This is a genomic window from Patulibacter sp. (assembly GCF_030655195.1).
Taxonomy (GTDB): domain Bacteria; phylum Actinomycetota; class Thermoleophilia; order Solirubrobacterales; family Solirubrobacteraceae; genus Patulibacter.
In genome coordinates this window covers 1-25,664 of sequence record NZ_JAURWA010000176.1, presented here as the reverse complement: position 1 = coordinate 25,664, position 25,664 = coordinate 1, and the positions used below count along the sequence as shown (strand labels likewise).

Annotated in this window: 25 protein-coding genes; 14 read left to right on the top strand and 11 right to left on the bottom strand. The window is 73.6% G+C overall.

Annotated features, from left to right (window positions below; genetic code table 11):
- Positions 1-88: 88 nt before the first annotated feature.
- Positions 89-376 (top strand): hypothetical protein, encoded by a 288-nt coding sequence (locus Q7T67_RS18925; RefSeq protein WP_304793513.1) that lies wholly within the window; start codon positions 89-91, stop codon positions 374-376.
- A 13-nt stretch (positions 377-389) separates the two neighbouring features.
- Here the strand turns inward: Q7T67_RS18925 and pepT are convergent, their stop codons facing one another.
- Positions 390-1,724, bottom strand: coding sequence for a peptidase T (gene pepT, locus Q7T67_RS18920; protein ID WP_304793510.1), 1,335 nt, complete (start codon positions 1,722-1,724; stop codon positions 390-392).
- A gap of 28 nt (positions 1,725-1,752) precedes the next feature.
- Positions 1,753-3,252, bottom strand: coding sequence for an NAD(P)/FAD-dependent oxidoreductase (locus Q7T67_RS18915; RefSeq protein WP_304793507.1), 1,500 nt, complete (start codon positions 3,250-3,252; stop codon positions 1,753-1,755).
- A 230-nt stretch (positions 3,253-3,482) separates the two neighbouring features.
- On the opposite strand from Q7T67_RS18915, the gene Q7T67_RS18910 reads away from it, so the two are divergent.
- The 4 genes from Q7T67_RS18910 to zigA all read left to right on the top strand — a co-directional run bounded on the left by Q7T67_RS18910 (position 3,483) and on the right by zigA (position 7,841).
- On the top strand, positions 3,483-4,778 hold the full coding sequence (locus tag Q7T67_RS18910; RefSeq protein ID WP_370695426.1) for an acyl-CoA dehydrogenase family protein: 1,296 nt from the start codon (positions 3,483-3,485) through the stop codon (positions 4,776-4,778).
- 24 nt (positions 4,779-4,802) lie between these two features.
- Positions 4,803-6,014: an acyl-CoA dehydrogenase family protein gene (locus Q7T67_RS18905; RefSeq protein WP_304793501.1), complete on the top strand. Its 1,212-nt coding sequence runs from the start codon at positions 4,803-4,805 to the stop codon at positions 6,012-6,014.
- 36 nt (positions 6,015-6,050) lie between these two features.
- Positions 6,051-6,296 carry a hypothetical protein gene (locus tag Q7T67_RS18900; protein ID WP_304793498.1) on the top strand — a complete coding sequence of 82 codons (246 nt, stop codon included), beginning with the start codon at positions 6,051-6,053 and terminating at the stop codon, positions 6,294-6,296.
- 279 nt (positions 6,297-6,575) lie between these two features.
- Complete coding sequence (gene zigA, locus Q7T67_RS18895) at positions 6,576-7,841, top strand: zinc metallochaperone GTPase ZigA (RefSeq protein WP_304793495.1); 1,266 nt, start codon at positions 6,576-6,578, stop codon at positions 7,839-7,841.
- A 14-nt stretch (positions 7,842-7,855) separates the two neighbouring features.
- Here the strand turns inward: zigA and Q7T67_RS18890 are convergent, their stop codons facing one another.
- Genes Q7T67_RS18890 through Q7T67_RS18880 form a run of 3 tightly spaced genes read right to left on the bottom strand, consistent with a single transcriptional unit; the run spans position 7,856 to position 10,352 of the window.
- Entirely contained in the window at positions 7,856-8,740 is an 885-nt protein-coding gene (locus Q7T67_RS18890; RefSeq protein ID WP_304793492.1) for a metal ABC transporter permease, read from the bottom strand.
- On the bottom strand, positions 8,737-9,480 hold the full coding sequence (locus tag Q7T67_RS18885; RefSeq protein WP_304793490.1) for a metal ABC transporter ATP-binding protein: 744 nt from the start codon (positions 9,478-9,480) through the stop codon (positions 8,737-8,739). The genes Q7T67_RS18890 and Q7T67_RS18885 overlap by 4 nt, the downstream gene beginning before the upstream one ends.
- The gene (locus Q7T67_RS18880; protein ID WP_304793487.1) at positions 9,477-10,352 is read right to left on the bottom strand and encodes a metal ABC transporter permease; all 876 of its coding nucleotides are present in this window, start codon (positions 10,350-10,352) and stop codon (positions 9,477-9,479) included. The genes Q7T67_RS18885 and Q7T67_RS18880 overlap by 4 nt, the downstream gene beginning before the upstream one ends.
- Positions 10,353-10,533: 181 nt before the next feature.
- On the opposite strand from Q7T67_RS18880, the gene Q7T67_RS18875 reads away from it, so the two are divergent.
- From Q7T67_RS18875 to Q7T67_RS18845, 7 genes are all read left to right on the top strand, one after another.
- Complete coding sequence (locus tag Q7T67_RS18875; protein ID WP_304793484.1) at positions 10,534-10,920, top strand: hypothetical protein; 387 nt, start codon at positions 10,534-10,536, stop codon at positions 10,918-10,920.
- Between the two features lie 78 nt (positions 10,921-10,998).
- A complete protein-coding gene (locus tag Q7T67_RS18870; RefSeq protein WP_304793481.1) occupies positions 10,999-13,620 on the top strand; it encodes a hypothetical protein in 2,622 nt (873 codons plus the stop codon).
- Positions 13,621-13,682: 62 nt separating this feature from the next.
- Positions 13,683-14,189, top strand: a complete 507-nt coding sequence (locus Q7T67_RS18865) for a PaaI family thioesterase (RefSeq protein WP_304793478.1) — start codon at positions 13,683-13,685, stop codon at positions 14,187-14,189.
- Positions 14,190-14,453: 264 nt separating this feature from the next.
- On the top strand, positions 14,454-14,648 hold the full coding sequence (locus Q7T67_RS18860; RefSeq protein ID WP_304793475.1) for a type II toxin-antitoxin system Phd/YefM family antitoxin: 195 nt from the start codon (positions 14,454-14,456) through the stop codon (positions 14,646-14,648).
- 213 nt (positions 14,649-14,861) lie between these two features.
- Positions 14,862-15,116: a type II toxin-antitoxin system Phd/YefM family antitoxin gene (locus Q7T67_RS18855; RefSeq protein ID WP_304793473.1), complete on the top strand. Its 255-nt coding sequence runs from the start codon at positions 14,862-14,864 to the stop codon at positions 15,114-15,116.
- On the top strand, positions 15,109-15,522 hold the full coding sequence (locus Q7T67_RS18850) for a type II toxin-antitoxin system VapC family toxin (RefSeq protein WP_304793470.1): 414 nt from the start codon (positions 15,109-15,111) through the stop codon (positions 15,520-15,522). Before Q7T67_RS18855 ends, Q7T67_RS18850 begins: the two co-directional genes overlap by 8 nt.
- Before the next feature lie 72 nt (positions 15,523-15,594).
- Entirely contained in the window at positions 15,595-16,092 is a 498-nt protein-coding gene (locus tag Q7T67_RS18845) for a hypothetical protein (RefSeq protein WP_304793467.1), read from the top strand.
- 45 nt (positions 16,093-16,137) lie between these two features.
- Here Q7T67_RS18845 and Q7T67_RS18840 read toward each other — a convergent pair whose 3' ends face one another.
- The 4 genes from Q7T67_RS18840 to Q7T67_RS18825 all read right to left on the bottom strand — a co-directional run bounded on the left by Q7T67_RS18840 (position 16,138) and on the right by Q7T67_RS18825 (position 20,550).
- Positions 16,138-16,908, bottom strand: a complete 771-nt coding sequence (locus Q7T67_RS18840; RefSeq protein ID WP_304793464.1) for an ankyrin repeat domain-containing protein — start codon at positions 16,906-16,908, stop codon at positions 16,138-16,140.
- 155 nt (positions 16,909-17,063) lie between these two features.
- Positions 17,064-18,500, bottom strand: a complete 1,437-nt coding sequence (locus Q7T67_RS18835) for a hypothetical protein (protein ID WP_304793462.1) — start codon at positions 18,498-18,500, stop codon at positions 17,064-17,066.
- A gap of 270 nt (positions 18,501-18,770) precedes the next feature.
- On the bottom strand, positions 18,771-19,301 hold the full coding sequence (locus Q7T67_RS18830) for an RDD family protein (RefSeq protein ID WP_304793459.1): 531 nt from the start codon (positions 19,299-19,301) through the stop codon (positions 18,771-18,773).
- A gap of 79 nt (positions 19,302-19,380) precedes the next feature.
- The gene (locus Q7T67_RS18825) at positions 19,381-20,550 is read right to left on the bottom strand and encodes a hypothetical protein (RefSeq protein WP_304793456.1); all 1,170 of its coding nucleotides are present in this window, start codon (positions 20,548-20,550) and stop codon (positions 19,381-19,383) included.
- A gap of 161 nt (positions 20,551-20,711) precedes the next feature.
- Here Q7T67_RS18825 and Q7T67_RS18820 point away from each other — a divergent pair, with 161 nt between their 5' ends.
- Both Q7T67_RS18820 and Q7T67_RS18815 read left to right on the top strand, forming a co-directional pair.
- A complete protein-coding gene (locus Q7T67_RS18820; protein ID WP_304793453.1) occupies positions 20,712-21,755 on the top strand; it encodes a hypothetical protein in 1,044 nt (347 codons plus the stop codon).
- Between the two features lie 164 nt (positions 21,756-21,919).
- On the top strand, positions 21,920-22,750 hold the full coding sequence (locus Q7T67_RS18815) for a DUF1206 domain-containing protein (RefSeq protein WP_304793450.1): 831 nt from the start codon (positions 21,920-21,922) through the stop codon (positions 22,748-22,750).
- 33 nt (positions 22,751-22,783) lie between these two features.
- On the opposite strand, the gene Q7T67_RS18810 is transcribed toward Q7T67_RS18815, so the two are convergent.
- Both Q7T67_RS18810 and Q7T67_RS18805 read right to left on the bottom strand, forming a co-directional pair.
- A complete protein-coding gene (locus tag Q7T67_RS18810; protein WP_304793447.1) occupies positions 22,784-23,146 on the bottom strand; it encodes a hypothetical protein in 363 nt (120 codons plus the stop codon).
- A 228-nt stretch (positions 23,147-23,374) separates the two neighbouring features.
- On the bottom strand, positions 23,375-25,664 hold a 2,290-nt coding region (locus Q7T67_RS18805; RefSeq protein WP_304793444.1), incomplete at its 5' end, for a DUF3418 domain-containing protein.

Sequence of the window (25,664 nt, the reverse complement as noted above, 5' to 3'; positions counted from 1 at the left end):
CGGGGGCGACGCCGGTGCGCCAGGCGAACCGTCCGGCGATCGCCACGTGTCTCGCCGGCCGTGCGGGCCGGAGCCCTAGGCTGGCCCCGTGCCCGACGACCGCCGTGCCCTCTGGCGACGCCTGCAGCGCGGCTGGCCCGCCGCCTATCCGCTCGTCCAGTTCCCCAACGCGCCCCTGCTCGTCGCCGTCGCCGGATCGCTCGCGGCGCGCGCGCTGTCGGGCGACGCCTCCGCGGTCGCCACGGCGGTCTCGCGGATGGGCGTCGTCGTCTGGGCCTGGCTCGAGCTGACCGCGGGCGACAACGCGGTGCGTCGGGTCCTCGGCGCCGCCGGTCTGGCCTACATGGCCCTGCAGATCTCCGGGGTGGGCGACTGACCCGCGCGGGCGCTCAGGCCGGCAGGTGCCCGGCCGCGGCGGCGGCGACGAGGTCCGGCGCGGTCCACGCCTCGGCGATCCGCACCACGGTGGCGGCCGCCGCGGACATCTCCTGCAGGGAGGCCCACTCGCGGACGGAGTGGTACTCGTGGCCGCCGGTGAAGACGTTCGGGGTCGGCAGGCCCATGGCGCTGAGCTGCGAGCCGTCCGTCCCGCCGCGGATCGCGGTGCGGACCAGGGTCAGGCCCTCGCCCTCGATGGCCCGCTCGGCGGCGGTCACGACGGCCGGGAAGCGCGCGATGTGCTCGCGCATGTTCGGGTACTGCGGCTCGATCGTGACCCGCAGCTCCGCGCCCGGCGCGTCGGCGGCGACCTCGGCCACGATCGACCGCAGGAGGTCGGCGTGACCCGCGAGGAGGTCGTCGTCGAAGTCGCGGATGATCGCGTGGACCTCGGCGTGCGCCGCGGTGCCGCTCGTCTCGAAGACGTGGATGAAGCCCTGGCGGCCGGACGTCGCCTCGGGGGTCAGCTCCGGCGGCAGGGCGGCGACGATCCGGGCCGCCAGCCGCGCGGCGTTGACGAGCTTGCCGGTCGCGAAGCCGGGGTGCACGTCGTGGCCGTCGATCGACACCAGGGCGCCGGCGGCGGTGAAGGTCTCGTCCTGCAGCTCGCCAGGCTCCGAGCCGTCGACCGTGTAGGCGCAGACGGCACCGAAGCCCTCGACGTCGAAGCGGTGCGCCCCGCGGCCGATCTCCTCGTCCGGCGTGAAGCAGACCCGCAGCGTCGGGCGGGGCAGCTCGGGGTGCGCGGCCAGGTGGGCGAGCGCGGTGACGATCTCGGCGACGCCGGCCTTGTCGTCGGCGCCCAGGAGCGTGTCGCCGCTCGAGGTCACGAGGTCGTGGCCGACCCGGGCGGTCAGTTCGGGCATGCGTGCCGGGTCGAGCACGGTGCCACCCTTCGGGAGCCGGATCTCGCCTCCGTCGTAGCTCTCGTGCACCAGCGGCTCGACGCCCTCGCCCGGGGCGTCCGGGCTCGTGTCGACGTGGGCGATCAGGCCGACGACCGGCCAGGGCGTCCCGTCCGGCGCGGCGGGCGTGGTCGCGGGCAGCGTCGCGTAGACGTAGCCGTCGTCGTCCAGCGCGACGTCGGACAGCCCGATCTCCTGCAGCTCGCCGACGAGCATCCTGGAGAGATCGAGCTGCCGGGCGGTGCTGGGGCTGCCCTCGGCCTCGCGGTCGGACTGGGTGGAGACGCGGACGTACCGGGTGAAGCGGTCGAGCAGCCCGGGGGAGAGCCGCTCGGCCAGCGGGGAGGTGAACGGCGCGCGGGGGACGGGGGTGACGGCCATCGACGCAGCGTGCCACACCCCGCTCGGCTCAGGCCGGCGTCGGCGCCGACCGGCGCAGCTCGACGACGTGCTCGTCGGGCCGGAAGGTGCGCGTCTCGCGGCGGAACTCCGCGGCCAGGCCGGGGTAGAGCGTGCGGTTGCGGCCGTGCTCGTCCAGGTACCAGCTGTTGCAGCCGCCGACGATCCAGACCGTCTCCTGCATCCGGGCCTGCAGGTCGTCGTTCCAGGCGCGTTGGGCCTCCCGCGTCACCTCGATCGTCGCCACGTCGCGCTCGCGCATCGTCCGCAGGGCCTCGGACACGTAGTGGACCTGGCTCTCGATCATGAAGACCTGCGAGGTGCTGCCCGTGCCGGTGTTGGGTCCCGACAGCAGCAGCAGGTTCGGGAAGCCGGCCACGGACGTGCCGCGGTGGGCCTCCATGCCGTCCTTCCACGCCTCGGTCAGGGTCACGCCCTCCCGCCCGGTCACGGTCATCCGCGAGAAGACGTCGGCGACGCCGAAGCCGGTGCCGCAGACCAGGACGTCGGCGGCGTGCTCGACGCCGGCGCCGTCGACGACGCCCTTCGGGGTGACGCGGGCGATCCCGTCCGTCACCAGGTCCACGTCGTCGCGCGCGATCGCCGGGTACCAGGCGTTGGAGAAGAGGATCCGCTTGCAGCCCATGCGGTAGTCGGGGGAGAGCTTCGCCCGCAGCGCGGGGTCGGGCACCTGGCTGCGCAGCAGCCGTCGGCTGACGCGCTCCAGCCCGGCCAGCAGCGCGGGCCTCTTGGTCAGCTGCATCGCGAGGAACTCCGTCAGGCCGAAGACCGTGCCGCGGACCGCGCGCTGGGCGGCGGGGACGCGTCGGTAGAGCCGCGCCTCCCGCGCCCCGATCTCCCGGTCGAGCTTCGGGGCGATCCACGGGGGAGTGCGCTGGAAGACGGTGACGCGCTCGGCGATCGGCGCGACCTCGGGGACCAGCTGGATGGCGCTGGCGCCCGTGCCGATGACCGCGACGCGCCGACCGGTCAGGTCCAGGTCGTCGTCCCACTTGGCGGTGTGGACGAGGGTGCCCTCGAAGTCGTCGAGCCCCTCGAACGCGGGCCAGTTGGGCTCCGTCAGCCCGCCGAAGCCGCCGACCACCACCCGCGCCGTCAGCTCGTCGCCGCCGTGCAGGCCGATCCGCCAGCGCTGGTCGTCCTCCTCCCACGTCAGCGACGCGACGTCGGCGCCGAAGCGGACGTGCCGGGTGACGCCGAAGCGGTCGGCGGTCTCCTCCATGTACGCACGGATCTCGGGCTGGCGGGCGTAGAGGTGCGACCAGTCCGGCTTCGGGGCGAACGAGAACGAGTAGAGGGGCGTCGGGACGTCGCAGCCGCAGCCGGGGTAGCGGTTGTCGCGCCAGGTGCCGCCGACGCTCGCGGCGCGCTCCAGGACGAGGAAGTCCTCGTGGCCGTCGCGCTCGAGGGCGACGGCCATCGCCAGGCCGGCGAACCCGGTGCCGATGACGACGACGTCGTGGTGGTCCGTGCCGGCTGGTGCGCTCACGGGGCCCACGCTACCCCGGCACGGCACCGACCATCCGATCGACCGCCGGGCGACCTGCCGATCGCCTCCCGAGTGGCGACGCGCCAAGCGGCCCCCACCGACCCGACGAACGGGTGTGCACCGAACTGCTACCCTGGGTAGGAAAGTTGCGTCACCCGCCGCCAGCGGCTCGTCGCACCCTCCTGCACACCGACCCGGAACGCCACGAGATGAACCTGACCGACCGAGGAATGGCCCTGGGCCTCCGCGCCCTCAACCGCTTCGCGGGCTCCGAGCTCGTCGACCGCGTGGGGGCCCGCCAGATCAGCGAGCGCGTCGTGCGGATCGGCGCGCAGCGCGGCTTCCAGGCCGCCGGCACCGTGGGGCGGACGTTCGCCAAGCGCTCCGGCGGCGGCTCCGCGTCGCGCCTGAAGCCCGCGAGCTCCGGCAAAGGCCTGTTCGACCTGTCGCCCGACGACGAGCAGGAGATGATCCAGTCGGCCGCGCGCGACTTCGCCGCGACCGAGCTGCGGCCCGCCGCCGAGGCCGCCGACACCGCCTGTGCGATGCCTGAGGGCCTGCTCGAGAAGAGCACCGAGATCGGCACGACGATGCTCGGCGTGCCCGAGGAGCAGGGCGGCGCCGTCCAGGAGCGCTCGGCCGTGACGTCCGTCCTGCTGGCCGAGGCGCTCGCGCACGGCGACCTGGGGCTGGCCTACGCGGTCCTCGCCCCGGCCGCCGTCTCCACCGCCCTCGGGCTGTGGGGCGACGCGGACCAGCAGGCCACCTACCTGCCCGAGTTCGTCGGCGAGAACGTCCCGACCGCGGCGCTGGCGGTCCAGGAGCCGCGTCCCCTGTTCGACCCGTTCGCGCTGCGCACGACGGCCACCCGCGACGGCGACGACTACGTCCTCTCGGGCGTCAAGTCGCTCGTTCCCCACGTCGGCACCGGCGAGCTGTTCGTGGTCGCCGCCGACCTGGCCGACCGGCCCGCGCTGTTCCTCGTCGAGTCGAAGACCGCCGGTGTCCTGACCGAGCCCGAGCCCGCCATCGGCCTGCGCGCCGCGGCGACCGGCCGGCTGATCCTGCAGGACGTCCGCGTCCCCGCCTCCGCCCTGCTCGGCGGCGGCGACCCCGACGTCTACGCCGAGGCGATCCGCCTGGGTCGCATCGCCTGGGCCGCGCTGGCCACGGGCACCGCGCAGGCCGCGCTGGACCACGTGATCCCCTACGTGAACGAGCGCGAGGCGTTCGGCGAGCCCGTCTCGCACCGTCAGGGCGTCGCGTTCTCGGTCTCCAACATGGCGATCGACCTCGAGAGCCTGCGCCTGACGACCTACCGGGCCGCCAGCCGCGTGGACCTCGGCAAGGACTTCGCCCGCGAGTCGCAGCTCGCCCGTCAGCTGACGACGCAGAAGGGCATGGACATCGGCTCGCAGGCCGTGCAGATGCTCGGCGGCGCCGGCTACGTCAAGGACCACCCGGTCGAGCGCTGGTACCGCGATCTGCGGGCCGCCGGAACCATGGAAGGCGCCCTGCTCGTTTAGCGGGCGGACGATCTAGGAGAACTGATGATCAATCTCGAGTCCCCCAAGAAGTTCGCGCCGCTGATCGGGCAGGCCAAGCAGGTCGCCCGCGAGGTGCTGCGCCCGAACTCCCGCAAGTACGACCAGGCCGAGCACGAGTACCCGAAGGAGCTCGACATGCTGGCCGCGCTCATCGACGGGCTCAACGACTCCGGCTCCGGCGGGGCGGGCGCCACCGGCGTGCGTGCGTCGAAGGACACCGGCGAGGGCAATCGCAACGGCACGAACCTGTCGACCGCGCTGTCGATCATGGAGACCTGCTGGGGCGACGTCGGCCTGACGCTGACGATGCCGCGCCAGGGCCTCGGCAACTCTGCCATCGCGTCGGTCGCCGACGACGAGCAGCTGAAGCGCTTCGAGGGCAAGTGGGCCGCGATGGCCATCACCGAGCCCTCCGTCGGCTCGGACTCGGCGAACATCCGCACGACGGCCCGCTACGACGAGGCCACGGACGAGTACGTCCTCAACGGCACGAAGATCTACGTGACGTCCGGCGAGCGCGCCGACCTCGTGGTGGTCTGGGCGTCGCTGGACCTCTCGAAGGGCCGCGCGGCGATCAAGTCGTTCGTCGTCGAGCGCAGCAACCCGGGTATGGAGCTCATCCGCCTGGAGCACAAGCTCGGCATCCGGGCGTCCGACACCGCGCAGTTCGAGCTCGTCGACTGCCGGGTCCCGGCCAACAACCTGCTCGGCACGCCCGACATCGACGCGAAGAAGTCGTTCGCCGGCGCGATGCAGACGTTCGACAACACCCGCCCGCTCGTGTCGGCGATGGCCGTCGGCGTCGCGCAGGCCGCGCTGGACTTCACCCGCGAGCAGCTGGCCGAGGCCGGCGTCGTCGTCGACTACGACCGCCCCGCGGCCCTGCAGACCGGTGCGGCCCAGACGTTCCTCGAGCTGGAGAGCGACGTCGAGGCCGCGCGCCTGCTGACGATGCAGGCCGCGTGGATGGCCGACAACCGCAAGCCGAACTCGCTGCACGCCTCGTACTCGAAGGCCAAGGCGGGGCGCACGGGCACCGACGTGGCGCTGCGCTGCGTCGCGCTCTGCGGCTCGATCGGCCTGAGCGAGGCCGACCTGCTGGAGAAGTGGTCCCGTGACGCGAAGATCCTCGACATCTTCGAGGGCACCCAGCAGATCCAGCTGCTGATCATCGCCCGGCAGCTGCTGAAGAAGAGCTCGGCCGAGCTGAAGTAGCGCGGCGTCTTCAGGTCCGCGTGCTTGGATGGCGGCATGTGCATCCAGTGCGCGGCGGGCGCGATGACGGCGGTGGCGGGGGCCTCGGGCGGCCGGATCTGGCTGCAGGCCCGCGTCCCCGCCCTGGCGCACCCCCGGACGAGGAAGATCGTCCACCGCACGATCATGGGCCTCGGCGTCCTGGCCGCCGGGGTGCTCGGGCCGTCGGCGGGCACCGGGTCGGGCGTCTCACCCGCCGCGGCCGCCGCGCCGCCGGCGCTGTCGCAGCCCGCCGGGCGCTGAGGGCCGCCGGGCCCGCGTGGGTCGGCCGATGCGGATCGGTGTCGTAAGCCGACACGTTCGTGCATCACCCGCCCGCGTGGGCTGGCCGATGCGGATCGGTGTCGTGGGGCGACACGTCCGTGCATCACCCGTCGGCGTGGGTCGGCCGATGCGGATCGGTGTCGTAGGGCGACACGTCCCTGCATCACCCGTGTCCGGCCCCTGGCGCCAGGGTGGTGCCGCGCCAGCTGCGCATCCCGCAAACGGGTATGAGACTCAGTCTTATGTAGGATCGAGCGCATGACCTCGCCCTTCAGCGCCGACGGCCGCCTGCCCGTCACCGTCCTCTCCGGCTTCCTCGGGGCCGGCAAGACCACCGTCCTCAACCGGCTGCTCGCCAACCGCGACGGTCGCCGCGTCGCCGTGATCGTCAACGACATGAGCGAGGTGAACATCGACGCGGAGCTCGTCGACCGGACGACCACGGGGGAGAGCGCGCTCTCGCGGGTGGACGAGCAGCTCGTCGAGATGAGCAACGGCTGCATCTGCTGCACGCTGCGGGAGGACCTGCTCGTCGAGGTCGGCCGATTGGCCGCGGCCGGCCGCTTCGACGCGCTCGTGATCGAGTCGACCGGGATCAGCGAGCCGCTGCCGGTGGCCGAGACGTTCACGTTCGAGGACGAGGACGGCGTCGGTCTGGCGACGGTCGCCCGCCTCGACACGATGGTCACGGTGGTCGACGCCGCCCGCTTCCTCGACGACCTGGGCTCGGTGGACGACATCGCCTCGCGCGGCGAGAGCCTCGGCGACGGGGACGAGCGCACCGTCGTGGACCTCCTGATCGACCAGGTCGAGTTCGCGGACCTCGTGGTGTTGAGCAAGTGCGACCTGGTCGACGAGGCGAAGCTGCGGCGCACGGAGCACACGGTCCGCCAGTTGAACGCTGGGGCGAAGATCCTCCGGTCGTCGCACGGCGACGTCCCGCTCGGTGAGCTGCTCGACACGGGGCGCTTCGACTTCGACGCCGCCGCCGAGCACCCGGGGTGGCTGCAGGTGCTGCGCGGCGAGGAGCAGCCCGAGACGGAGGAGTACGGGATCGGCAGCTTCGTCTACCGGCAGCGCCGTCCGTTCCACCCCGAGCGGCTGTGGTCGGCGGTCCACGAGGCGTGGCCGGGCGTCGTGCGCTCGAAGGGGTTCTTCTGGCTCGCCTCGCGGCCGGCGATCGTCGGCGAGTGGTCGACGGCCGGACCGATCCTCGACCTGCACGCGATCGGCACGTGGTGGGCGACGCAGCCCGAGGCCGCGTGGCCGGAGGAGGCCCGCGCCGGGATCGCCGCGGACTGGCACCCCGAGTTCGGGGACCGTCGCCAGGAGCTCGTCTTCATCGGCCAGCGGCTGGACCGGGAGACCCTGGTGGCCCGTCTGGACGCCGCCCTGCTGACGGACGAGGAGCTCGCCCGCGGTCCGCGGTGGGGTCGCGCGCTGCCGGACCCGTGGCCGCGCTGGGGCACCGACGCGATGCATCACCACGGGCACGAGGACGCGGTCGACGCACGGGCGGCGTAGGCCCCGCCGGACCTTCAGCCCGTCCGCGTCCGCCGCGGTCCGCGTGCCCGGCCGGTCAGCGTCCCGCGCACGCCCGCCGCGGCCGCCACCACCAGGTAGACCGCCACCGTGACCCCCGCGATCGAGGCGCCCGTGGCCGTTCCCGCGTGGTAGCTGAGGAGCAGGCCGCCGACGCCCGAGAGCAGCGCGATGCCGACCGCCAGCGCCATCGACGGGCCGAGGCGGCGGCCCAGGAGCCGCGCGGTGGCCGCGGGGGCGACGAGGGTCGCGGCGACGAAGAGGTTGCCCAGCGCCTGAACGCAGACGAGGGTCGCGACGGCGATCAGGACGATCAGCGCGACGTCCGTGACGCCGGGGCGCAGGCCCGCGGACCGGGCGCCGTCGCGGTCGAACGTCGTGGCCAGCAGCCGGGGGTGCAGGAGCCTCAGCGCCAGGAGGACGACGGCGGTCAGCGCCGCGGCGACGGCGACGTCGCCGTTCGTCAGGCCCAGGACGTCGCCGAAGAGGAGCTCCGACACGCCGGTCGGGGTGTCGGGGGAGAGCGCCATCAGGGTCCCGAGGCCGAACATCGACGTGAAGACGACCGAGATCGACGTGTCGCGGTCCAGGCTCGGGACCCGGGCGACCGCGGCGATCAGGAGCGCAGCGACCAGCAGCCCCACCGCACCGCCCAGGACGAGGGGCAGCCCCAGGAGCGCCGCGCCGACGAGGCCCGGGAACATCGCGTGGGGCAGGGCCTCGGCGCTGTAGGAGAGGCCGCCCCAAACGATCCAGCACCCGAGGAGCCCGCCGGTGGCGCCGAGCAGGACGACCTCGAGGAGCGCGCGCTGCATGATGCCGCTGCGCCACGGGTCGATCAGGCCGTCGAGGACGGACGCGACGAGGACGGCGTCGGTCATCCGCAGTGGTGTTCGGCGACGACCGCGAGCTCGCCGTCGTGCCCGACGCGCAGCAGCTCGCCGCCGTAGGTGCCCGCGAGGGTCTCGGCGGTCAGCGTCGTGGCGGGCGGTCCGAACGCGACCTGGCGGCCGTTGAGGCACAGGACCTGGTCCCACGCGCGGGCCTGGCCGACGTCGTGGGTGGCGATCAGCAGCGTCCGGCCCTCCCCGGCGAGCTCGGCGATCAGCTCGTCGAGGCGGCCGGCGCTCGTCGTGTCCAGCCCGCGGTAGGGCTCGTCGAGCAGCAGCACGCGAGCCCGCCGGACCAGGGCGCGGGCGACCAGGACGCGCTGGCGCTGGCCGCCGGAGAGCTCGCCGAACGTGGCGTCGGCCCGGTCGGCCAGGCCGACGGCCGCCAGCGCCTCGCGGGCGGCATCGCGGTCCGCACGGCGGGGACCGCGCCACCACGGACGGCCGGCGATCGTGCCCATCAGGACGACGTCCTGGGCCGACACGGGGAAGTCCAGGCGCGAGCGCTCCGTCTGCGGGACGATCGCGACGTCGCCCTCGACGCGCAGGGTGCCCGTGCGTGCCGTGAGCTCGCCGAGGACGACGCGGAACAGCGTCGTCTTGCCGCCGCCGTTGGGGCCGAGCACGGCGATCCGGTCGCCGGCAGCGGCCCGGAAGGAGACGTCGCGCAGGGCGAGGGTCTCGTCGTAGCCGGCGCCGACGCCGTCGAGGTCGAGCAGGACGTCGGTCATCGGGCTCCTCCGCGGACCGCGGGGGTCAGGGCCGCCGTCCGCGGGCGGGACCCACGGGTGCGCTGACGGTCGTGGACCGCCCGGGCGAGGACGGACGCGGCGAAGACGGCGCCGGCGAGGACGGCGATGGTGGCGCCGGGCGGGGCGTTGGTCTCCGCCGACAGCCAGAGCCCGCCGACGCCCTGGAGCGCCGTGAGCGCGACCGTCGCGAGCTGCCACGTCCGCAGGCGCGTGATCCACGGCCGGACGGTCGCCGCCGGGATGACCATGACGGCGGCGGCCAGGAGCGACCCGACGGCGCTGAGCGTGGAGACCGCGACGAGGGCGACGAGCAGCAGGAGCAGGGCGTCCGGACCTCCGGCGCGGACGCCCAGGGTGCGCGAGCCGGTGCGGTCGAAGCCGACGGCCAGCCAGCGGGGGCCGAGCAGCAGGGACGCCACGACGACGGCGACGGAGACGCAGCCGGCGATCACGAGGTCGCGCTCCGAGATCACGAGCAGGCTGCCGAACAGCAGCGAGTTGACGTTCGTCGCACGCGGGAAGACGTCGCTGGCGAGGAGCACGCCCGCCGCCAGGGCGCCGACGAGGACCATCGCGGTGAGCGTGCTGTGGTCGCCGGCGTCGTCGCGTGCGGCGAGCCGGCCGACCGTCAGCGCGAAGACCAGGGCGACCGCGAGCGCGCCGAGCGGGCCGGCGAAGCCCAGCCCGGCGGCGAGCACGAGGCCCGGGAACGTGGCGGCCGCGACGCCGTGGGCGTAGAAGGCCAGGCCGCGCAGGACGATCCAGACGCCCAGGACCCCGGCGCCGCCGGAGAGCAGCAGGACCTCCCAGAGGCCGCGCTGCACGAAGGGGAGGGAGAACGGCTCGAGCATCCGGGGCGGGCGGCCGGAGCACGTGCTCCGGTCGGCCGTCGGACTTTACATGGGAACGATTCCCAAGTTTCGTGAGGCGCGCTCCGCGCCCTCGGCCGCGGAGCACCGTTGTGTGCGCACCGGCACGCAGGGGTAGGCGGCCCGTGGGCCGTCCCGGCCCGCCACCCCCAGGAGGCACGCGATGACCCAGGACCCCACCGAAGGCTCCGAGCGCCCGGAGGACGACGACGTCGCCCGCACCGACGAGGAGGCCAAGGCGAAGCTCGAGGAGCTCGAGAAGGACCCGCCGAAGAACCTCGAGGACTGGCCGTCGGATCGCACGAAGTACCAGACCCTCGGCGGCACCGAGGGCACCGCGTCCTACGACGAGGGGCCGACGGCCAAGCTCGGGCCGTCCGACCTGCGCTACCACGACGACGGCTCCGTGACGATCAAGGGCGAGGAGGTCGACGACCCCGAGAAGTACCGCGGCGACCCGCTCCCCGGCGGTCCGACGGACCCCGAGGCGCCGACGGACCCCAACGACGAGGACCACGAGGAGCGCCAGAAGCGCCGGCCCCGCATCTGAGGCAGCGAGCCGCTCCGCGGTCGCACGACGTCGTGCGACCGGCGCGCGGCCCGGTCGGACCCGACACCATGGTCGGCGATGTTCCCTCCCGCGTTCCCCCGCACGGGCGGCCGGCCAGCGGTGCGCACGGGCTCAGCCCTGCTCACCGTCCTCGTCGCCGCGCTGCTGACCCTCCTGCCGATCACCACCGCCCGGGCGGCCGGTCCGCCGCTGTCGCCCACGGTGGTCGGCGAGGATCCCTTCGCCGGCGGCGTCTTCCGGTTCCCCCAGGGCCTGGGGGTCGACCCGCGCAACGGCCACGTCTTCGTCGCCGACCAGTACTCCGGGGTCGTGCAGGCGTTCGACGGCGGCGGGGCGCCGCTCTTCACCTTCGGCGGCCGCGCGACGCGCGGCGAGGCCGGACGGCTCGGCGTCGTCGGCGGCGTGGCGGTCGACAAGCAGGGCCGCGTCTTCGTCCTCGACGCCGAGAACGACCGCGTCCAGGTCTTCTCCGCCGACGACGGGCGCTACATCACGGGCTTCGGCAACTCGTCGTCGTTCACCCTGAAGTCGGGCTCGGACCGCGAGGACTCGGGCATCACCTCCGGCGGCATCGCCGTCAGCCAGGCGGGGCCCGGCAGCCCGGTCGTCGCCTTCATCGCCGACAGCGGCGGGGACCGCATCCTCCGGTACGTGCTGGACGCCGGGTCGCTGCAGCCTGCCGGTGGGCCGAAGGCCACCAGCGGTCTGGGCATCAAGCGGCCGCAGGGCGTGGGCGTCAACCCGGCCGGCGACCGGCTGTACGTGCCCGACAACCAGAATCACCGGCTGCTCGTCCTCGACGCCACGTCGCTGGCCCGGATCGGCAGCGCCGGCACGTTCGGCTCCGATCCCGGCGAGTTCAAGTTCCCCTACGACGTGGCGGTCGACGCCCGCAACCAGGCCTACGTCGGCGACAACATCAACGGGCGCGTCAACGTCTTCGCCGCGGACGCCCTGAACTTCGTCGGCACGTTCGGCGGCACGGGCTACCGCGTCGGGCGCTTCTCGATCGTCCGCGCGGTGGCGACCAACCCCGCGGACCCGGCCGGCGGCGTCTGGGTCGCCGACACCGCCAACAACCGCATCCAGCGCCTGTCGTCGACGGGCGTGGTCACCGGTGCCTGGGGCATCGCCGGCCGCGGCCCGGGCTACTTCACCCGCGCCCGCGGCGTGGCCTACCGGGCCGACGGTCAGATCGCGGTCGCTGACACGTTCGCCCACCGCGCCGCGGTGATGGCCGCCGACGGCACGTACATCGGCATGTTCGGCCGCATCAGCAAGCTCAACGGCTTCGCCGCGCCCGGCCGCGACACCGCCAACCAGCTCACGCTCCCCAGCGGCCTGGCGTACGACACCTCCGGCGCGCTGTGGGTGGCCGACACCTTCAACAACCGTCTCGTCCGCTACGACGGGGCGGGTGGCGTCATCGCCGAGACCCCGAAGGGCGCGCTCTCGCGTCCGCGCGGCGTCGCGGCGCTGCCCGACGGCGCGGTCCTCGCCACCGACTCCGGGGGTGGCCGCCTCGTGCGGGTCGAGCCCGACGGCTCCGTCACCACGAAGCGCGCGGGCCTGAACCGCCCGTCCGCGGTCGCCGTCGGCCCGGGCGGCAAGGCGTACGTCGCGGGCGCCCGGCTGATCATCGACGACGAGACCGGCGCCCGTGTGACCCCGCCCGACGGCGCGGCGTTCTGGGACGGCGCGCAGGGCCTCGCCGTCGGACCGGACGGCACGCTCTACGTCTCCGAGGCGCGACCGGCCACCCCCAACGGCGGACGCGTCCTGCGCGGCTCGCCGCGCCTGGGCGGCGGCTTCGACTGGGAGACGATCCTCGCCGAGGGTCGCGCGACCAACCAGGTCAGCGATCCCGCCAACCTGGCGCTCAGCCCCGACGGCCGCACGCTGCTGGTCGCCGACGCCGGCAACAGCCGCGTCCTGCGCCTCGACGCCCCCGGTGTCGCCCCGGCCGCCCGCCAGCGCGTCTCGGTGACCGTCGGCGGCGGGCCCACGCAGGGCACGATCACGAGCGACCCGCCCGGCATCGACTGCGGCACGGACTGCTCGCAGCTCGTCGGCCAGGACCGCCTGATCACCCTCACCGCGCGCGCGGCGCCCAACGCCCGCTTCCTCGGGTGGACCGGCGACTGCGCGGCGGCGACGACCGGGACCGTCTGCACGGTGCAGGCCTCCCGCGCCCTGGCCGCCACGGCGAGCTTCGGGGCGATCCCGCCGCCGCCGGTCCGGCTGACGTCGGCGACGCTGTCGACGACCCGCTGGCACCTGACCCGCAAGGCCGTGCGCAAGCGCGGCAAGCGCAAGGCCAAGCCGGCGCAGCCGGCCACGAAGGCACGACTGCGGGTCCGCCTGACGCAGGCCGCTCGTGTGCGTCTGCAGGTCGAGCAGTCCCGTCCGGGCAAGGTCGTCGGCAACGGCGCGAGCCGCCGGTGCGCCAAGGTCCGCACCGGGGCGAAGGTCAAGGCCGGCTCGCGGTGCACCCGCTGGGCGCTGCTGCCGACGTCGCGCACGCTGCGGCTGATCGAGGGCACCACGACGGTCGACGTCGGCCCGCGGTTCCCCGGCCGCACGCTGTCGCCGGGCCTCTACCGCCTGCGCGTGACGGCGACGGACTCGCAGAAGACCGTCGTCAAGCGCACGTCGAAGCGGTTCCGCATCACGAAGTGAGGGACCCGTCGGGCGGGGTGCCGCAAAGGCGCCCCGCCCGCCCGTCTGGTTGGGTTGGGCGGGTGAGCACGAGGACCGAGCCGCCCCCGCCCGCCCCGCTGCCCGTGGAGCACACGGGCGGCGACGGCCCGTTGCGGTCGCACTGGTCGGGATGCTTCGGCTGCGGTCCGGACCAGCAGGCCGGACTGGGCCTGGCGTTCGTCCGCTCCGGCGACGTGATCCGGGCGACGACGACCCTGGGCCTGCGGTTCCAGGGCGCCCCGGGTCTGGCCCACGGCGGCATCGTGTCGGCGATCCTCGACGATATGAGCGGCGCGGTCCCCGTCGTCCTGGGACAACGGGCCGTCACGGCCCGGCTCGAGGTCGACTTCAGCGCCCCGGTGGTCCTGGGCCACGAGCTCGTCGCCGAGTCGTGGCTGGAGTCCTTCGACGGCCGCAAGATCCGCATCGTCTCGCGGCTCCTGGACGGCGACACGGTGCTCGCGATCGGCCGCGCGCTGTTCCTGACGGTCCCGCGGGAGCACTTCACGGGACCGGACATCGCGGCGGGGCGGTCGGTCGCGCCCTGAGGGGAGCGGGTTGCGCCGCGGCGGCCGTGCCCCAGGCGAGCCGCCGCCAGCGGGCACACGGTCTTGGCGCCTGAGGCGCGTTCGACGAAGACGCGGGCGCATCCGGCGGTCTCGAGCGCATCGAGTTGCAGTTGGGGGTTCTGGTCGGTGGTAAAGACGCGGGCGTAGCCGACGAGGTATCCGGTGGGAGTCATCCGGCGAGGCTCGCGTACGTCCTGCGGGCGAAGGGTTGCTCGGCTGGGCCACGGGTTGTTCGATGCGTCGATGGCGACGATGACGTTCAGCGCGGTGCGCGAGAACCTCCGCGACGCGGTAGAGCTCGCCCGCACCGAGGCGGTGTTCATTGAGGACCCGGACCGCTGCGTCGCGGTCCTGATCAGTCCGGAGCGCTACGACGAGTTGATGGAGGCGCTCGAGGACGCGCAGGACGTGGCCGCGATCCGCGTGGATGAATCCTAAGGTGGTCCCAACGTCCGGTGGGAGGACGTCGAGGGTGAGCCGAACGAGTCGGCACGGGCCACCCCGGCGGTACGCGGGCTCTTCGAGCGCTCGCCGCCCTCGTGAGGCCGCTCTTCCGTGAGTCGCGCGGCTGCGGTCGATGAGCTCGTCGCGGACCGGTCGCCATCCGTGATACCCCGTTGCGGTCGTAGCACGGGTGCTACGGTGAAGCCCATGCGACGGACGATCACGCAGCGCGAATTGCGGAACGGGAGCGGCGAGGTCATGCGCGCGCTCGATCGCGGTGAGCACTTCGTCGTCACGCGCAACGGAACGCCGGTGGGAGAGCTGAGCCCGTCTGCGCCGGGGCCGTTCGTGGACCGTGGCGTCGTGCTACGGGCGTTCGTGAATGCCCCGGTCGTCGAACGGGAGCGGTTCCGGGCGGACCTCGACGACGGGGTCGACCACGACGCTGAGCCGCGTGCCTGAGGAACGGCGGCGCGGGCTCGTCGACACGTCGGTGGTGATCGACCTCGGGCGTCTTGACGAGGCCGCGCTGCCCGAGGAGCTCGCGGTCTCGGCGATCACGATGGCGGAGCTCGCGGCCGGCCCGCATGCCACGGACGATCCGGCGGAGCGGGCGCGCCGGCAGGAGCGGTTGCAGCGGGCGGAGGCGGTGTTCGCTCCGCTGCCGTTCGACGATGCGGCCGCTCGGGCCTACGGCCGGATCTACGCGTCGGTCCGAGCCGCCGGCCGGAAGGCACGAGGTCGTCGTGCGGTCGACCTGCTGATCGCGGCAACGGCCCTGGCCGCCGGGCTGCCCCTCTACACGTGCAATCCGGACGACTTCCGCTACATCGACGACCTCGAGGTCGTCGAGGTCACGCCGCCCTGAGAGTCCTGTCCGCCGACAGCCGGGCGGCGTGCGGCAAACGACTCTCGTAGGTGTGCGCGTCATGATCGGGTAATGCCTGTCGTGGGATGGCAGCCGAACTCCCCGGCCCAATGGTCCCTCTATGGGGCGGAGGCGGTCTGGCTGCGGAGGCGCCGCGTCGAGGCCGACCTGCCGGCGGCCGCGTGCGACGCGCTGCTCGAAGGGATCGACTCCCCGTCCCTGGTCCTGCTCGCGGGCGAGACGAACACCGCGGTCCCGGCAGATCTCGCCGAGCTCCTGGTCCGGGCGCTGGACGAGCTCGGTCTGACGCCACCTCCCGGTAGCGAGTTGGCGGGCCGGGTGCTTCGGTACTGGTGCTGGTGCATCGTGACCAAGCGGACCACGCCGCTGCGCGGAGCGCGATCGATCGATCGGCTCATCTACGAGTCCCCGACGCCGTCGACGGTGCCGGCGTTCTCGCGGATGGTCACGTCGTGGTTCGGCTGCGACCCGGTCGCGAGGATCGAGCTGGAAGGGGAGATCCGCGCGAGAGCTGCGGCGGTGCTCGCAGAGCCGCCTTCGAGACGGTGAACAAGGCAGGTGCGGGCCCGCGTCGCAGAAACGACCGGCTTCGGCTCAGTAGGGGTGGTCGATCTCGTGGTGGATCGCGTAGACGAGCGCGACGGTCTCGGGGTCTGCGATCTGTCCGTCCTGGACGGCGCGGTTGATGTTGCTGGTCGGCAGGCGGGTGACGTGGCCGAGGGTGTCGAGGTCTCGAGCTTCGTACTCCGGGTCGGTCGGGGCCGGGAAGGGTGTGGGAAGGGCGTCGAGCCTGATCGCCGAGAGCTGGACCGGCTCGTTCGCCGACCCGGTCGGGAGGCGTCCGATGAGCCAGGCGAGGGTGACGGGGATCAGGAGGTCGTGGGGGAGGTGGCTGAAGACGTGTTCCCAGTCGTCGTTGCTCTGGGGGTGGTACGTGTCCGACCAGGGTCGGCGGAGTGCCGACAGCAGCCCGGACTCGTCGACTCTCAGGACGATGCCGTGCTGGTCGTACGGGGCGATCACGCTCTGGCCCGAGAAGACGTCGGGGTGCTGGTTGGCCGCTCTCCCCGGGGCGGCACCGGCGCGCAGCAGCAACCCGATCGTCTCGTCGGGTTCGACGCGGTCGAAGCTGGCGTAGTGCAGCGGTGTGTTTCCGTGTTCGTCGAGGACGTCGACGTGCGCGCCGGCCTCGAGCAGCGCCCGCGTGCCTTCGGCCGAGTGTTCCTGGGCGGCGTAGTGCAACGGGGCAGGTCCGTGGTGGTCCTTTGGTCCCGCGTTGACGTCAGGCACGGCTCGGATCGCCCGGTCGATCGCGTCGCGATCGTTGCCGAAGAGTGCGTCGATCAGCGCGATGGTGGGGTCCATCCGAGGACCTTCTCAGGCGCGATGGTCGGCCGGAGCGATCCGATCGGTCTCGGGGGAGGTTCGAGTCCAGAGGTACAAAACCGGAGTCCGATCGACCCTCCCGGATGGTCAGCGGGCCGGGTGGTGCGCCGGAGCGTGATGGTCGAGCGGACCGGCTACTCGCCCGGTGGCGGCGGGGAGGACGGGTCAGCGAGCTGTGGTGGGGATCCAGGCGCCTTGTCGCAGCCGTACGTCCCGCCGCTGTAGGAGCTCCCGCAGAGGTCATCGGCCGGGATCCACGCATCGGTGGGTCTGGCGGGCTCGATCGAGAGCGTGGCCGTGTCGTCGGCCGGGAGTGGCCGGAAGGGGATGCGTTGGTCGAACCCCGGGGTTCGGACGAGCAGGCTCGCGCTCTGCAGGACGAGTGCGGTGTTGCGCTCGGTGAGCGCTCGCGCCGTGGCCACCGGACGGAGGCCGTCGGCGTCGGAGAGCCAGAGCCGGCCATCGTCGACGTAGGCCGCAGCGGCCGGGGTCCCGGTGACCAGCGCCGGACGGAGTGCTTCGACGTCGCCGGTCGGGCGGACGACGAAGCCCGATCGCACGTCGCGGGTGTCGGTGCCGGTTCCTGAGGTGCCCGTCGACTGCGTCTCGCGGACGAGGACGACGGGGCCGGCGACGACGATCGTGGCGCGGTCGCGGGAGAAGACCTCGGGCCCGTCGGTCTGCAGGAAGTCGTCGTCGGCGACGGCGAGGAAGGAGGCGCGCAGCAGTCGGTCGGCGGGGTCGCAGATCGCGAGGTGCTTCTCGGTCGGGTTGGCGTCGGGCGTGCTCCACGATGCGGAGTTGGCGAGCTGCACGCTCAGGGCGCTTGTGGAGGCGGTGACGACTGTCGCGGCAGACGGGCGGCATCGGGCCTGCAGGTCGCTCCGGCGGGGGTCGAACGGGAACGCCTGATCTCGCGTCGGCCCGGTGCTCTGGTCTCGCAATGCGAGTCCGTGGGTGCCCCAGCGACCGACGCCGAGCTTGGAGATCGCGGCTCGAGGGACGCGGCTTGCGAGCCGGAGAGCCGTCGCGTGGCCGTTCCGGCGCAGGAGGACGACGCGGCGGGTGGGCGCGGTCCCCGCGGCGACGGCGGCGTTGCCGTCGACCGTGACGGCGAGGCTGCGGACGATCCCGCGGATGGTCGTCCTTCCGGTGGCGCGGGTCCGGTTCAGACGCGCGGTCCGGACGGTCGCCCGTCGGTCGTCGCGGTGCACGGTCCAGGCGATCCAGGGGTCTGCGAGGGAGAGCGTGCCGAGGTGCTCGCCCTGCCGCAGGACGATCGGGGTGCGCCACGAGCGTCCGGCGGTGTCGCAGAGCACGCCGACGCGGGTCCGGGCCCGACGGATCAGGACCAGGGGCCCGGGGTTCGCGTCGCCGGTCCACGGCGACGCGGCGGATGGATACCGCTGCAGTGCGACGCCTGCCGGGGTGCCGTCGCGCGCGATCGACCGGCAGACGGACGCGCCCGAGGCGGCCTGTGCAGATGCGGCGAGGCCGACAGAGGCCGTGAGCGCCGCGCCGACGGGCGCCCACGCGCGGACGGCGCACCGAATCCGGGAGGTGTGGGGCATCGAGCTCGAGGGTCCTGACGGGGGAGGGGTGCCGTCGGCGTTCGAAACCCGCGCCGCTGAGCTGCGGAGCGGTGGGATACGAACGTCGGGCCTTTGGCCGTCGCTGCCGCGATCCGAGCGGCAGCACGTCTGCATCCGCGGACGAGGCCTCAGCGCCAGGTCCACGTCGGGCGGGAGGCTCCGGGCTCGATCCTCGGCGTCCTTCGCGACCGGCGCCGGGACCCGCCGCCAGCGCCGCCCGTCACGAGGTGGCGGCGCCGGCCGGTCGGGCTAGTTGGCGGGGACGACGTAGGAGCCGGCGAGCTTGTCGTGCCAGGTCTGCTTCTCCGAGTCCCAGAGCATCCAGAAGTAGCCGAGCAGGATGACGATGGCGGAGAGGATGCGGCCGAAGTAGCGGGCGGTCGCGGCGCCGTAGCCGATCGGCCCGCCGGTCGTGGACGACACGACCCGGATCCCGGCGACGCGCTTGCCGAGGGTCTGACCGTTGCCGCCGGGACCCTCGAGATAGATGTAGTACCCGATGCCGATCACCAGGCCGATGACCTGTCCGGCGGTGCCGAGCGCGAGCTGCAGCACCAGCGTGATGACGCCGACGATGATGCCGTCGACGAAGGACGCTCCGAAGCGGATCCAGAATCCCGCGCGCTCGGTAGGGATCGGCAGGGCGTCGGGGGCTGGGTTGCCGAAGGCGGTGGTGGACGCGTAGGTCTTCCTGGGGTAGACGCCGACCGGGCGCGGCGCCGTTGGCGCGGAGCGTACACCCTCTTCACCCCGCGAAAAGAGGGACCGACGAATGGCCATCCCGGGGCGGGATCGGTGATGCCCTGGCCGACCTACCCGAAACGACCGTCGGTGGCACGGCCACGGTCGACGGTGTGGGTCAGACGGAGCACCAGGCGCTCTTCGCACGACCGCTGAAGGCTCGCTCCACGGCGGGCACGTCGCAGAGCGCTCCGGAGTAGCGGAAGCGCGGGACGAGCGATCGGATGGCGTCCGCACCCTCGGGCTCGAGCAGGATCGGGCGGGCCTCCCTCTCGCCCGCGGAGCCGTCGACGATGCCGCGCCGGCCGAGGCGAGCCGGCAGCCGGATCGTCGTCCGGACCACGAGACGCGGATCGTCGACGCCCTCGCAGGTCGATGCCCGGGGCCACGTCGGATTCACGCGGAACCGCGAGGAGAGGATCCAGGCGTGTCGTCCCCGGCGGACCGAGACTCCCGCGAATCGGGCGGCGCTGTCGAAGGTCTCGTCCGACGCGCAGCTCTGGTCGTCGACGCGCACCCGCACGTCGCGCCCGCTGCGATCGACGGCGCCTCGTTCGAGCGAGATCGCTCCGGCGTACTCCGGGATCGGTGCACCGGGGTCGGCGGGGGCCTCGACGTGGAGCGTGATGTTGACGGGCGAGTCTCGGACGAGTGCTCTGAGGGCCGTGAGCTCGGCCGGGGTCGCCGTGTCGTAGACGTCGACGTTCACCGCGTTGCGGGTGGTGTCGATGTCCGTCGAGACGTGCTCCGCCTCGAGCGCGCCGGGGACCACGGTCGTGCCGATGCGGTCGGCCTCCGTCACGAGCTGCTTGTAGGTCGAGCGCACGGCGACGAGCCGGACGTCCTCGGTCAGCCCGCGCTCGTCCAGCCGATCGCGCAGGCGGCGCACGATGCGGCGGGTCGCCGCGGCCGGGGCGCCACCGGCGACGCCGATCTGCAGACGGCCGCCGTCGCAGTTCGTGTACCACGAGGAGCCCCAGACGTCCGCCTCGCCGTAGCGCAGGAGTCCACGCAACGGCGGCTCGCGGTCGGACACCCGGCCCTGCAGGCGGATCTTCGCGCGGGTCGTCCGCTCGCGGCACGGCGAGCCGTCGAGAGCCGGCAGGTCCAGGGACTGCCGCAGCGCCGCCGGCCAGCCGATGTCCCGGTCGTGCACCGATCGACCGTCCGCGGGCGCGGCGACGGCGAGCGTCCCGACGACGGCCGCCAGGACGCCCCCGACGCGGACGATCCGTGCCGACGGCCCGGCCGTCCGCCCGGTCCGTCGATCGCCACGCGCAAGCTGCATCGGCGGATCCTGACACGTGGGCCGGCTTCGATTCGTGTGCCGCACCCGGCGACGACGGATGCGTGCGTCGGCGGACCCACCGACGACCGCCGCTCCGGTCGTCGCCACCCTCCCGGGGCCCAGAGCAGGCCGCGGGCGGGACGTCCTGCTAGACAGCGTCGATGGACGCAGGGCACGTGGTCACCGAGCTCCGGCGTCGCGGCGCGACGACGTCGACGGGAGGCGCGAGGGAGGCGGTCGAGACGTTCTTCGCCTTCGCCGCCGAACCGGTGAGCTACGAGGACGGGGGGATCTCGACGGACATGGTCGTCGTGGGCACGGGGGTGATCGACGACGTCTCGCACTGGTACCCCGAGGACACCCGTCCCGAGCTGGGCAGCGTGCTCCTGAGCGTCTCGCGGGAGATCGGGATCGAGGACGCCGAGGGTGACCAGCTCGACGAGGCCCAGGCGTTCTACGAGATCGTGTTCGCCCCCTCGGCGGCCGCCGACATCGACGAGCACCTCGATCTCCAAGGGCCCGCCGGGAGCGACGACGACGAGTACGACTTTCCGACGCTCGAGGCGACGCGGGAGAGCGTCCTGGCATCGCTCGAGAGGCTGCTGGAGCACCCGCCCACCGGGATGAAGATCGACGGGCACGCGCCGCTGACGCCAACGGAGGCGTCGCTCGCGTCTCCGGCGCTCGAGCCCGTGCGGCTCGTCGGGGACGACGGTGGCCGTGATGCCGGCTACGCACCGGACGACTTCGACCGACAGTTCCGCGGGCGTCGGCTCGGTCGCCGCGGCAGTTGGGACACGACCCGGACGGTCGAGCTGCTGGTCGAGTTCTGCGCACGACCGCTGCAGCACGGTGCGTTCACGGTCGTGCGCGACGAGGCGGTCATCGACTTCAACCAGCCCTTCGGCGCCGAGGACGACGACGGTGCTCGGCTGACCCTCGAACGCGAGATCGACCTCGTCGGTCCGGACGGCGACGAGGAGACCGAGCGCATCGGCTGCACCCTGCTCTTCGACGTGACCGCCGAGATCGCCGCCCTCCCGGACTGGCACACGATCCGTGCTTCCACGGGCGCGACGACGACACCGGGCACCACGGGCGACGTGGCGCACCTCGGGGACCTGCTCGACGCGTTCCGGGCATCGCCCATCGCGCCGCTCTTGGACCATCGGGCCGATGGCCACCGGCCGGCCACGACGATCTGACGCGCGACGACGCGTCGCCGACGCGGGGCGTCCGCCGCCTCCCTGCCTCCCCGGTCCGGAACATGCGCGGAGGCGGTCGCCGCGAGACCCCCTCCGGGTGAGAGGCTCGCGCGACGCTTCGTGCGTTCCACGCACGGCGTGCACCGACAGGAAGAGCCAGGGCCATGAGCAGCAGTTCGACGGGACCGGTCGAAGGGGCGCAGGAGGGCGGCGAGCGGGTGGCCCGTTCATCCGGGTTCGAGTGGCTCGCGCGGGCCGGCCTCGTGGCCCGCGGGGTCGTCTACGCCATCATCGGCGTGCTCGCGGTGAAGCTCGCCCTCAGGGACGGCGGTGAGACAACCGACCAGCAGGGAGCGCTGAAGGAGATCGCCGGCCAGCCGTTCGGCAAGACGCTGCTCGTGCTCATGGCGGTGGGACTGGGGGGCTACGCGCTGTGGCGCCTGCTGCGCGCGGCCCTCGGCCACGGCACGGAGGAGTCCGACGACGCGAAGGCCCGCATCGGCGGTGCGGCCAGCGGCATCGGCTACGCGTTCCTCTGCGTGACGGCCGTCAAGATCGTCTCCGGTGCGAGCACGGGATCGGGCTCCCCGGAGAAGACGACCGGCGGCGTGCTCGCCTGGACGGGCGGACCGATCCTCGTCGCCGTGGCCGGCGCCGTCCTGATCGCCGTCGCCGCCGACGAGGCGCACAAGGGCCTGGCCCGGCGGTTCCTGAAGAAGTCCAGGACGGGTCGGATGAGCCGCGGGGCGACGCGGACCTTCACCGCGCTCGGGGTCTTCGGCCACCTCGCCCGCGCGGTCGTCTTCGCCCTCATGGGCTACGGACTCGTCAAGGCGGCGGTCTCCTACGACGCCGACGAGGCGATCGGGCTCGACGGGGCCCTCGCCCAGCTCTCGACCGCGTCGTACGGGCCGTGGCTGCTGGGGGCCGTGGCCGTCGGCCTCCTCGGCTTCGCGGCCTACTCCATCGCCGACGCCCGCTACCGGAAGGTCTGAGCGGCACCGCTCCCCGGCGACCCCGACACCCGATCAGCCGAACGCGGTGCGCACGAGGTCGGCGATCCTGTCGACCGTCGCGTCGTCGAGCTCGTCGAGGAACCACGCCGCGGGCCGCAGGGTCGTGGACGGCTCCCGGTCGACCGCCCCCTTCGCGGAGAGCCCCAGCGACATCACGCCGTCGTCGCACCGGAAGAAGATGAGCACGGGGGTGCTGCGGCTCCGGGCGTACCCCGGTGCGCCGTACCAGATCCGCGGCTTCATCCTCGGGCCTGCGGTGGTGATGGTCTCGTGCAACCGCGCGCCGATCTCGGCGTACGGGGCCGGCCATCCGGCGATCTTCTCGAGGACCGCGTCGAGGTCCTGCTTCGACTTGTCGGGCTTGCTCGTGGACATGTCGTCCGTCCTTCGCTCGCGCCGCGTCAGCGGCAGGGGTGAACACAACCCGGCTCCGTGGGACCGGGCTGCGCAATCTCCACCGCGGACGTGTCCCGGCCGACCGGCCGGTCCCCTCCGCGGATGTGTCAGACGAGCGGATCGTCATCGACTGCGCGAGGGCCCGCACGCTACACGGCGCGGGTCCCGCGGACCACGATCGGCGACCGGCGGGGCCGCCGTCCGCAGCTAGACCGGCACCGGCGACTCGTCGAGGACCTTGCGGATCCGCTTGCTCGAGATCGGCTTGGCCGGCTGGTCGGGTCGGCCGGGGTCGCGGACGCCCTTGACGCCCTGACCGCCGGAGAACTGGACGATCCGGAGCTCCTCGAGCATCCAGCGGACCTCGGTCAGCCGGGCGGGCACCGGTCGGCCGGCGGGCCACGCCTGCAGGCGGGCGACGTAGGCCCGCTCGAGCTCGTGGACGGCCTGCATCCGGTCGGTGTCCGTCGCCCGGGCGTCGGGCAGGCGGTCCAGGCGCTGCGTCGCGGCCTCGAGGTACCGGACGACGTCGGGCAGGCGCCGCGCGCCGGCCTCGGTGACGAAGCCGGGGTGCACGAGCCGACCGAGCTGCGCGGTGACGTCGCGCTGGGCGGCCTCGAACGCGGGGTGGGGGACCGTGGCGGCGAAGCGCTCCAGGCGGGAGCGGACGGCCCGCTCGGCGTCGAGGACGCGCACCACCTGCTGCAGGACCTTCTTGGCGGAGGGCGCCAGCCGCTCGGCGACGGAGGCGCGCAGGGCGGCGAAGCCGGCCTCGTCCCACGCGGGGCCGCCGGCGACCTCCACGAGCACGTCGATCGTCGCGGCGAGCGTGTCCTCCATGACCCGGTCGACGGAGCCGTGCGGCGCCGTGGCGAGGGTGAGCTGCGCGGCGGTCGGCAGGCTGCCGATGACCTTGCGCGCGGGGGATGGCACCGTCAGGAGCAGCAGGCGGCGGGTGCCGAGGACCATCGACGCGGCCTGGGCGTCGGCGGCGTCGAACGCCCGGACGCCGACGGTCGTCCCCTCGTCGACGAGGGCGGGGTAGACCCGGACGCCGTGCTCGCCGCCGCCCGGCAGCCCGATCTCGCGCTGCAACGTGCCGATCGACCAGGTCGTCAGGCCCTTGCGCTCGAGGTCGGGCGTCGCGTCGTCGAGGCGCTTGCGCAGCACGGGCCGCAGCTCGGCCCGGAGCGCCGCCAGGTCGTGGCCGGACGCGACGACGGTGCCGTCCTCCTCCTCGATCGAGAAGGTCATCCGCAGGTGGGCGGGCAGCGCGTCGAGGCGCAGCAGTCCCGGGGTGACCTGCACGCCGGGCAGCTCGTTCAGCTCGCGCGCCAGGGCGACCGGGAGCGGCGCGCTGCGGGGCACGATGCGCTCGAGGACCCGGCCGACCGTCTCGGGGATCGGCACGAGCTCGCGCCGGACGTCCTTGGGCAGGGCCCGCAGGAGCGCCTCGATCAGCTCACGCCGCAGCCCGGGGACGAGCCACTCGAAGCCGACGGCCTTGACCTGGGGCAGCAGGTCGAGCGGCACGTGGACGGTCACGCCGTCGTGGTCGGTCCCCGGCTCGAACGCGTAGGACAGCGCCAGGACGAGCTCGCCCTGCTTCCAGGCCTCGGGCCGCTGCTGCAGGTCCTCGCCGACGCCGACGGAGAGCTGGGAGCGCTCGTCGATGAGGAGCTCGCGGGTGAAGTGCAGGAGCTCGGGCGTCCTGCGCTTCTCGTCGCGCCACCAGCGGTCGAAGTGCGCACCGGAGACGACGCCCTCGGGGATCCGCTCGTCGTAGAACGAGAAGAGGACCTCGTCGTCGACGAGCAGGTCGCGCCGGCGGGCCCGCTCCTCCATCGCGCGGACCTCCTCGATCATCGCGGCGTTGTGCTCGAGGACCTGCCGGCCGCCCGCCTTGCCGCCGTGCCACTCGCCCTCGACGAGCGCCTGGCGCAGGAAGATCTCGCGCGAGAGGACCGGGTCGATCTGCGCGTACTGGACCGGCCGGCCCGCGACGACGGGGAGCCCGTAGAGCGTCGCCCGCTCGTCGGCGACGACCGAGGCGCGCTTCTTCGACCACCGGGGCTCGGCGTAGGTGCGGCGCAGCAGGTGCCCCGCGAGCGGCTCGATCCACTCCGGCTCGATCCGCGCGGCGGTGCGGCCCCACAGGCGCGAGGTCTCGACGAGCTCGGCGACCATCGTCCAGGTCGGCGGCTTCTTGGCCAGCGTCGAGCCGGGGAAGATCTGGAAGCGCGCGCCGCGGGCGCCCAGGAACTCGGGTCGCTGCGGGCGGCCCTTGCGCTGGATCCGGCCCTTCTGGTCGGTCTTCTGGGTCTCGTCCTTCAGGCCGACGTGCGAGAGCAGGCCGGCCAGGAGCGCCTGGTGGATGTCGCGCTCGCTCGACTCGCGGGCGCGGGCGGCCTCGCGCTCGGCGGCCCGCAGCCGGGCGACGCCGGTGGCGCCGGCGCGGTCGATCGGCCGCAGCTCGGCGTCGCTCGGGAGCGCCGAG

Bases quoted from the DNA above. Each gene is read 5' to 3' on its own strand.
- Q7T67_RS18855 (WP_304793473.1), top strand. From the start codon at position 14,862: ATGCGACGGACGATCACGCAGCGCGAATTGCGGAACGGGAGCGGCGAG.
- Q7T67_RS18900 (WP_304793498.1), top strand. From the start codon at position 6,051: ATGTGCATCCAGTGCGCGGCGGGCGCGATGACGGCGGTGGCGGGGGCC.
- Q7T67_RS18845 (WP_304793467.1), top strand. From the start codon at position 15,595: ATGCCTGTCGTGGGATGGCAGCCGAACTCCCCGGCCCAATGGTCCCTC.
- Q7T67_RS18835 (WP_304793462.1), bottom strand. From the start codon at position 18,500: ATGCCCCACACCTCCCGGATTCGGTGCGCCGTCCGCGCGTGGGCGCCC.
- Q7T67_RS18820 (WP_304793453.1), top strand. From the start codon at position 20,712: ATGGACGCAGGGCACGTGGTCACCGAGCTCCGGCGTCGCGGCGCGACG.
- Q7T67_RS18815 (WP_304793450.1), top strand. From the start codon at position 21,920: ATGAGCAGCAGTTCGACGGGACCGGTCGAAGGGGCGCAGGAGGGCGGC.
- Q7T67_RS18830 (WP_304793459.1), bottom strand. From the start codon at position 19,301: ATGGCCATTCGTCGGTCCCTCTTTTCGCGGGGTGAAGAGGGTGTACGC.
- Q7T67_RS18840 (WP_304793464.1), bottom strand. From the start codon at position 16,908: ATGGACCCCACCATCGCGCTGATCGACGCACTCTTCGGCAACGATCGC.
- pepT (WP_304793510.1), bottom strand. From the start codon at position 1,724: ATGGCCGTCACCCCCGTCCCCCGCGCGCCGTTCACCTCCCCGCTGGCC.
- Q7T67_RS18870 (WP_304793481.1), top strand. From the start codon at position 10,999: ATGTTCCCTCCCGCGTTCCCCCGCACGGGCGGCCGGCCAGCGGTGCGC.
- Q7T67_RS18905 (WP_304793501.1), top strand. From the start codon at position 4,803: ATGATCAATCTCGAGTCCCCCAAGAAGTTCGCGCCGCTGATCGGGCAG.
- Q7T67_RS18825 (WP_304793456.1), bottom strand. From the start codon at position 20,550: ATGCAGCTTGCGCGTGGCGATCGACGGACCGGGCGGACGGCCGGGCCG.
- Q7T67_RS18890 (WP_304793492.1), bottom strand. From the start codon at position 8,740: ATGACCGACGCCGTCCTCGTCGCGTCCGTCCTCGACGGCCTGATCGAC.
- Q7T67_RS18810 (WP_304793447.1), bottom strand. From the start codon at position 23,146: ATGTCCACGAGCAAGCCCGACAAGTCGAAGCAGGACCTCGACGCGGTC.
- zigA (WP_304793495.1), top strand. From the start codon at position 6,576: ATGACCTCGCCCTTCAGCGCCGACGGCCGCCTGCCCGTCACCGTCCTC.
- Q7T67_RS18875 (WP_304793484.1), top strand. From the start codon at position 10,534: ATGACCCAGGACCCCACCGAAGGCTCCGAGCGCCCGGAGGACGACGAC.
- Q7T67_RS18880 (WP_304793487.1), bottom strand. From the start codon at position 10,352: ATGCTCGAGCCGTTCTCCCTCCCCTTCGTGCAGCGCGGCCTCTGGGAG.
- Q7T67_RS18910 (WP_370695426.1), top strand. From the start codon at position 3,483: ATGGCCCTGGGCCTCCGCGCCCTCAACCGCTTCGCGGGCTCCGAGCTC.
- Q7T67_RS18860 (WP_304793475.1), top strand. From the start codon at position 14,454: ATGGCGACGATGACGTTCAGCGCGGTGCGCGAGAACCTCCGCGACGCG.
- Q7T67_RS18885 (WP_304793490.1), bottom strand. From the start codon at position 9,480: ATGACCGACGTCCTGCTCGACCTCGACGGCGTCGGCGCCGGCTACGAC.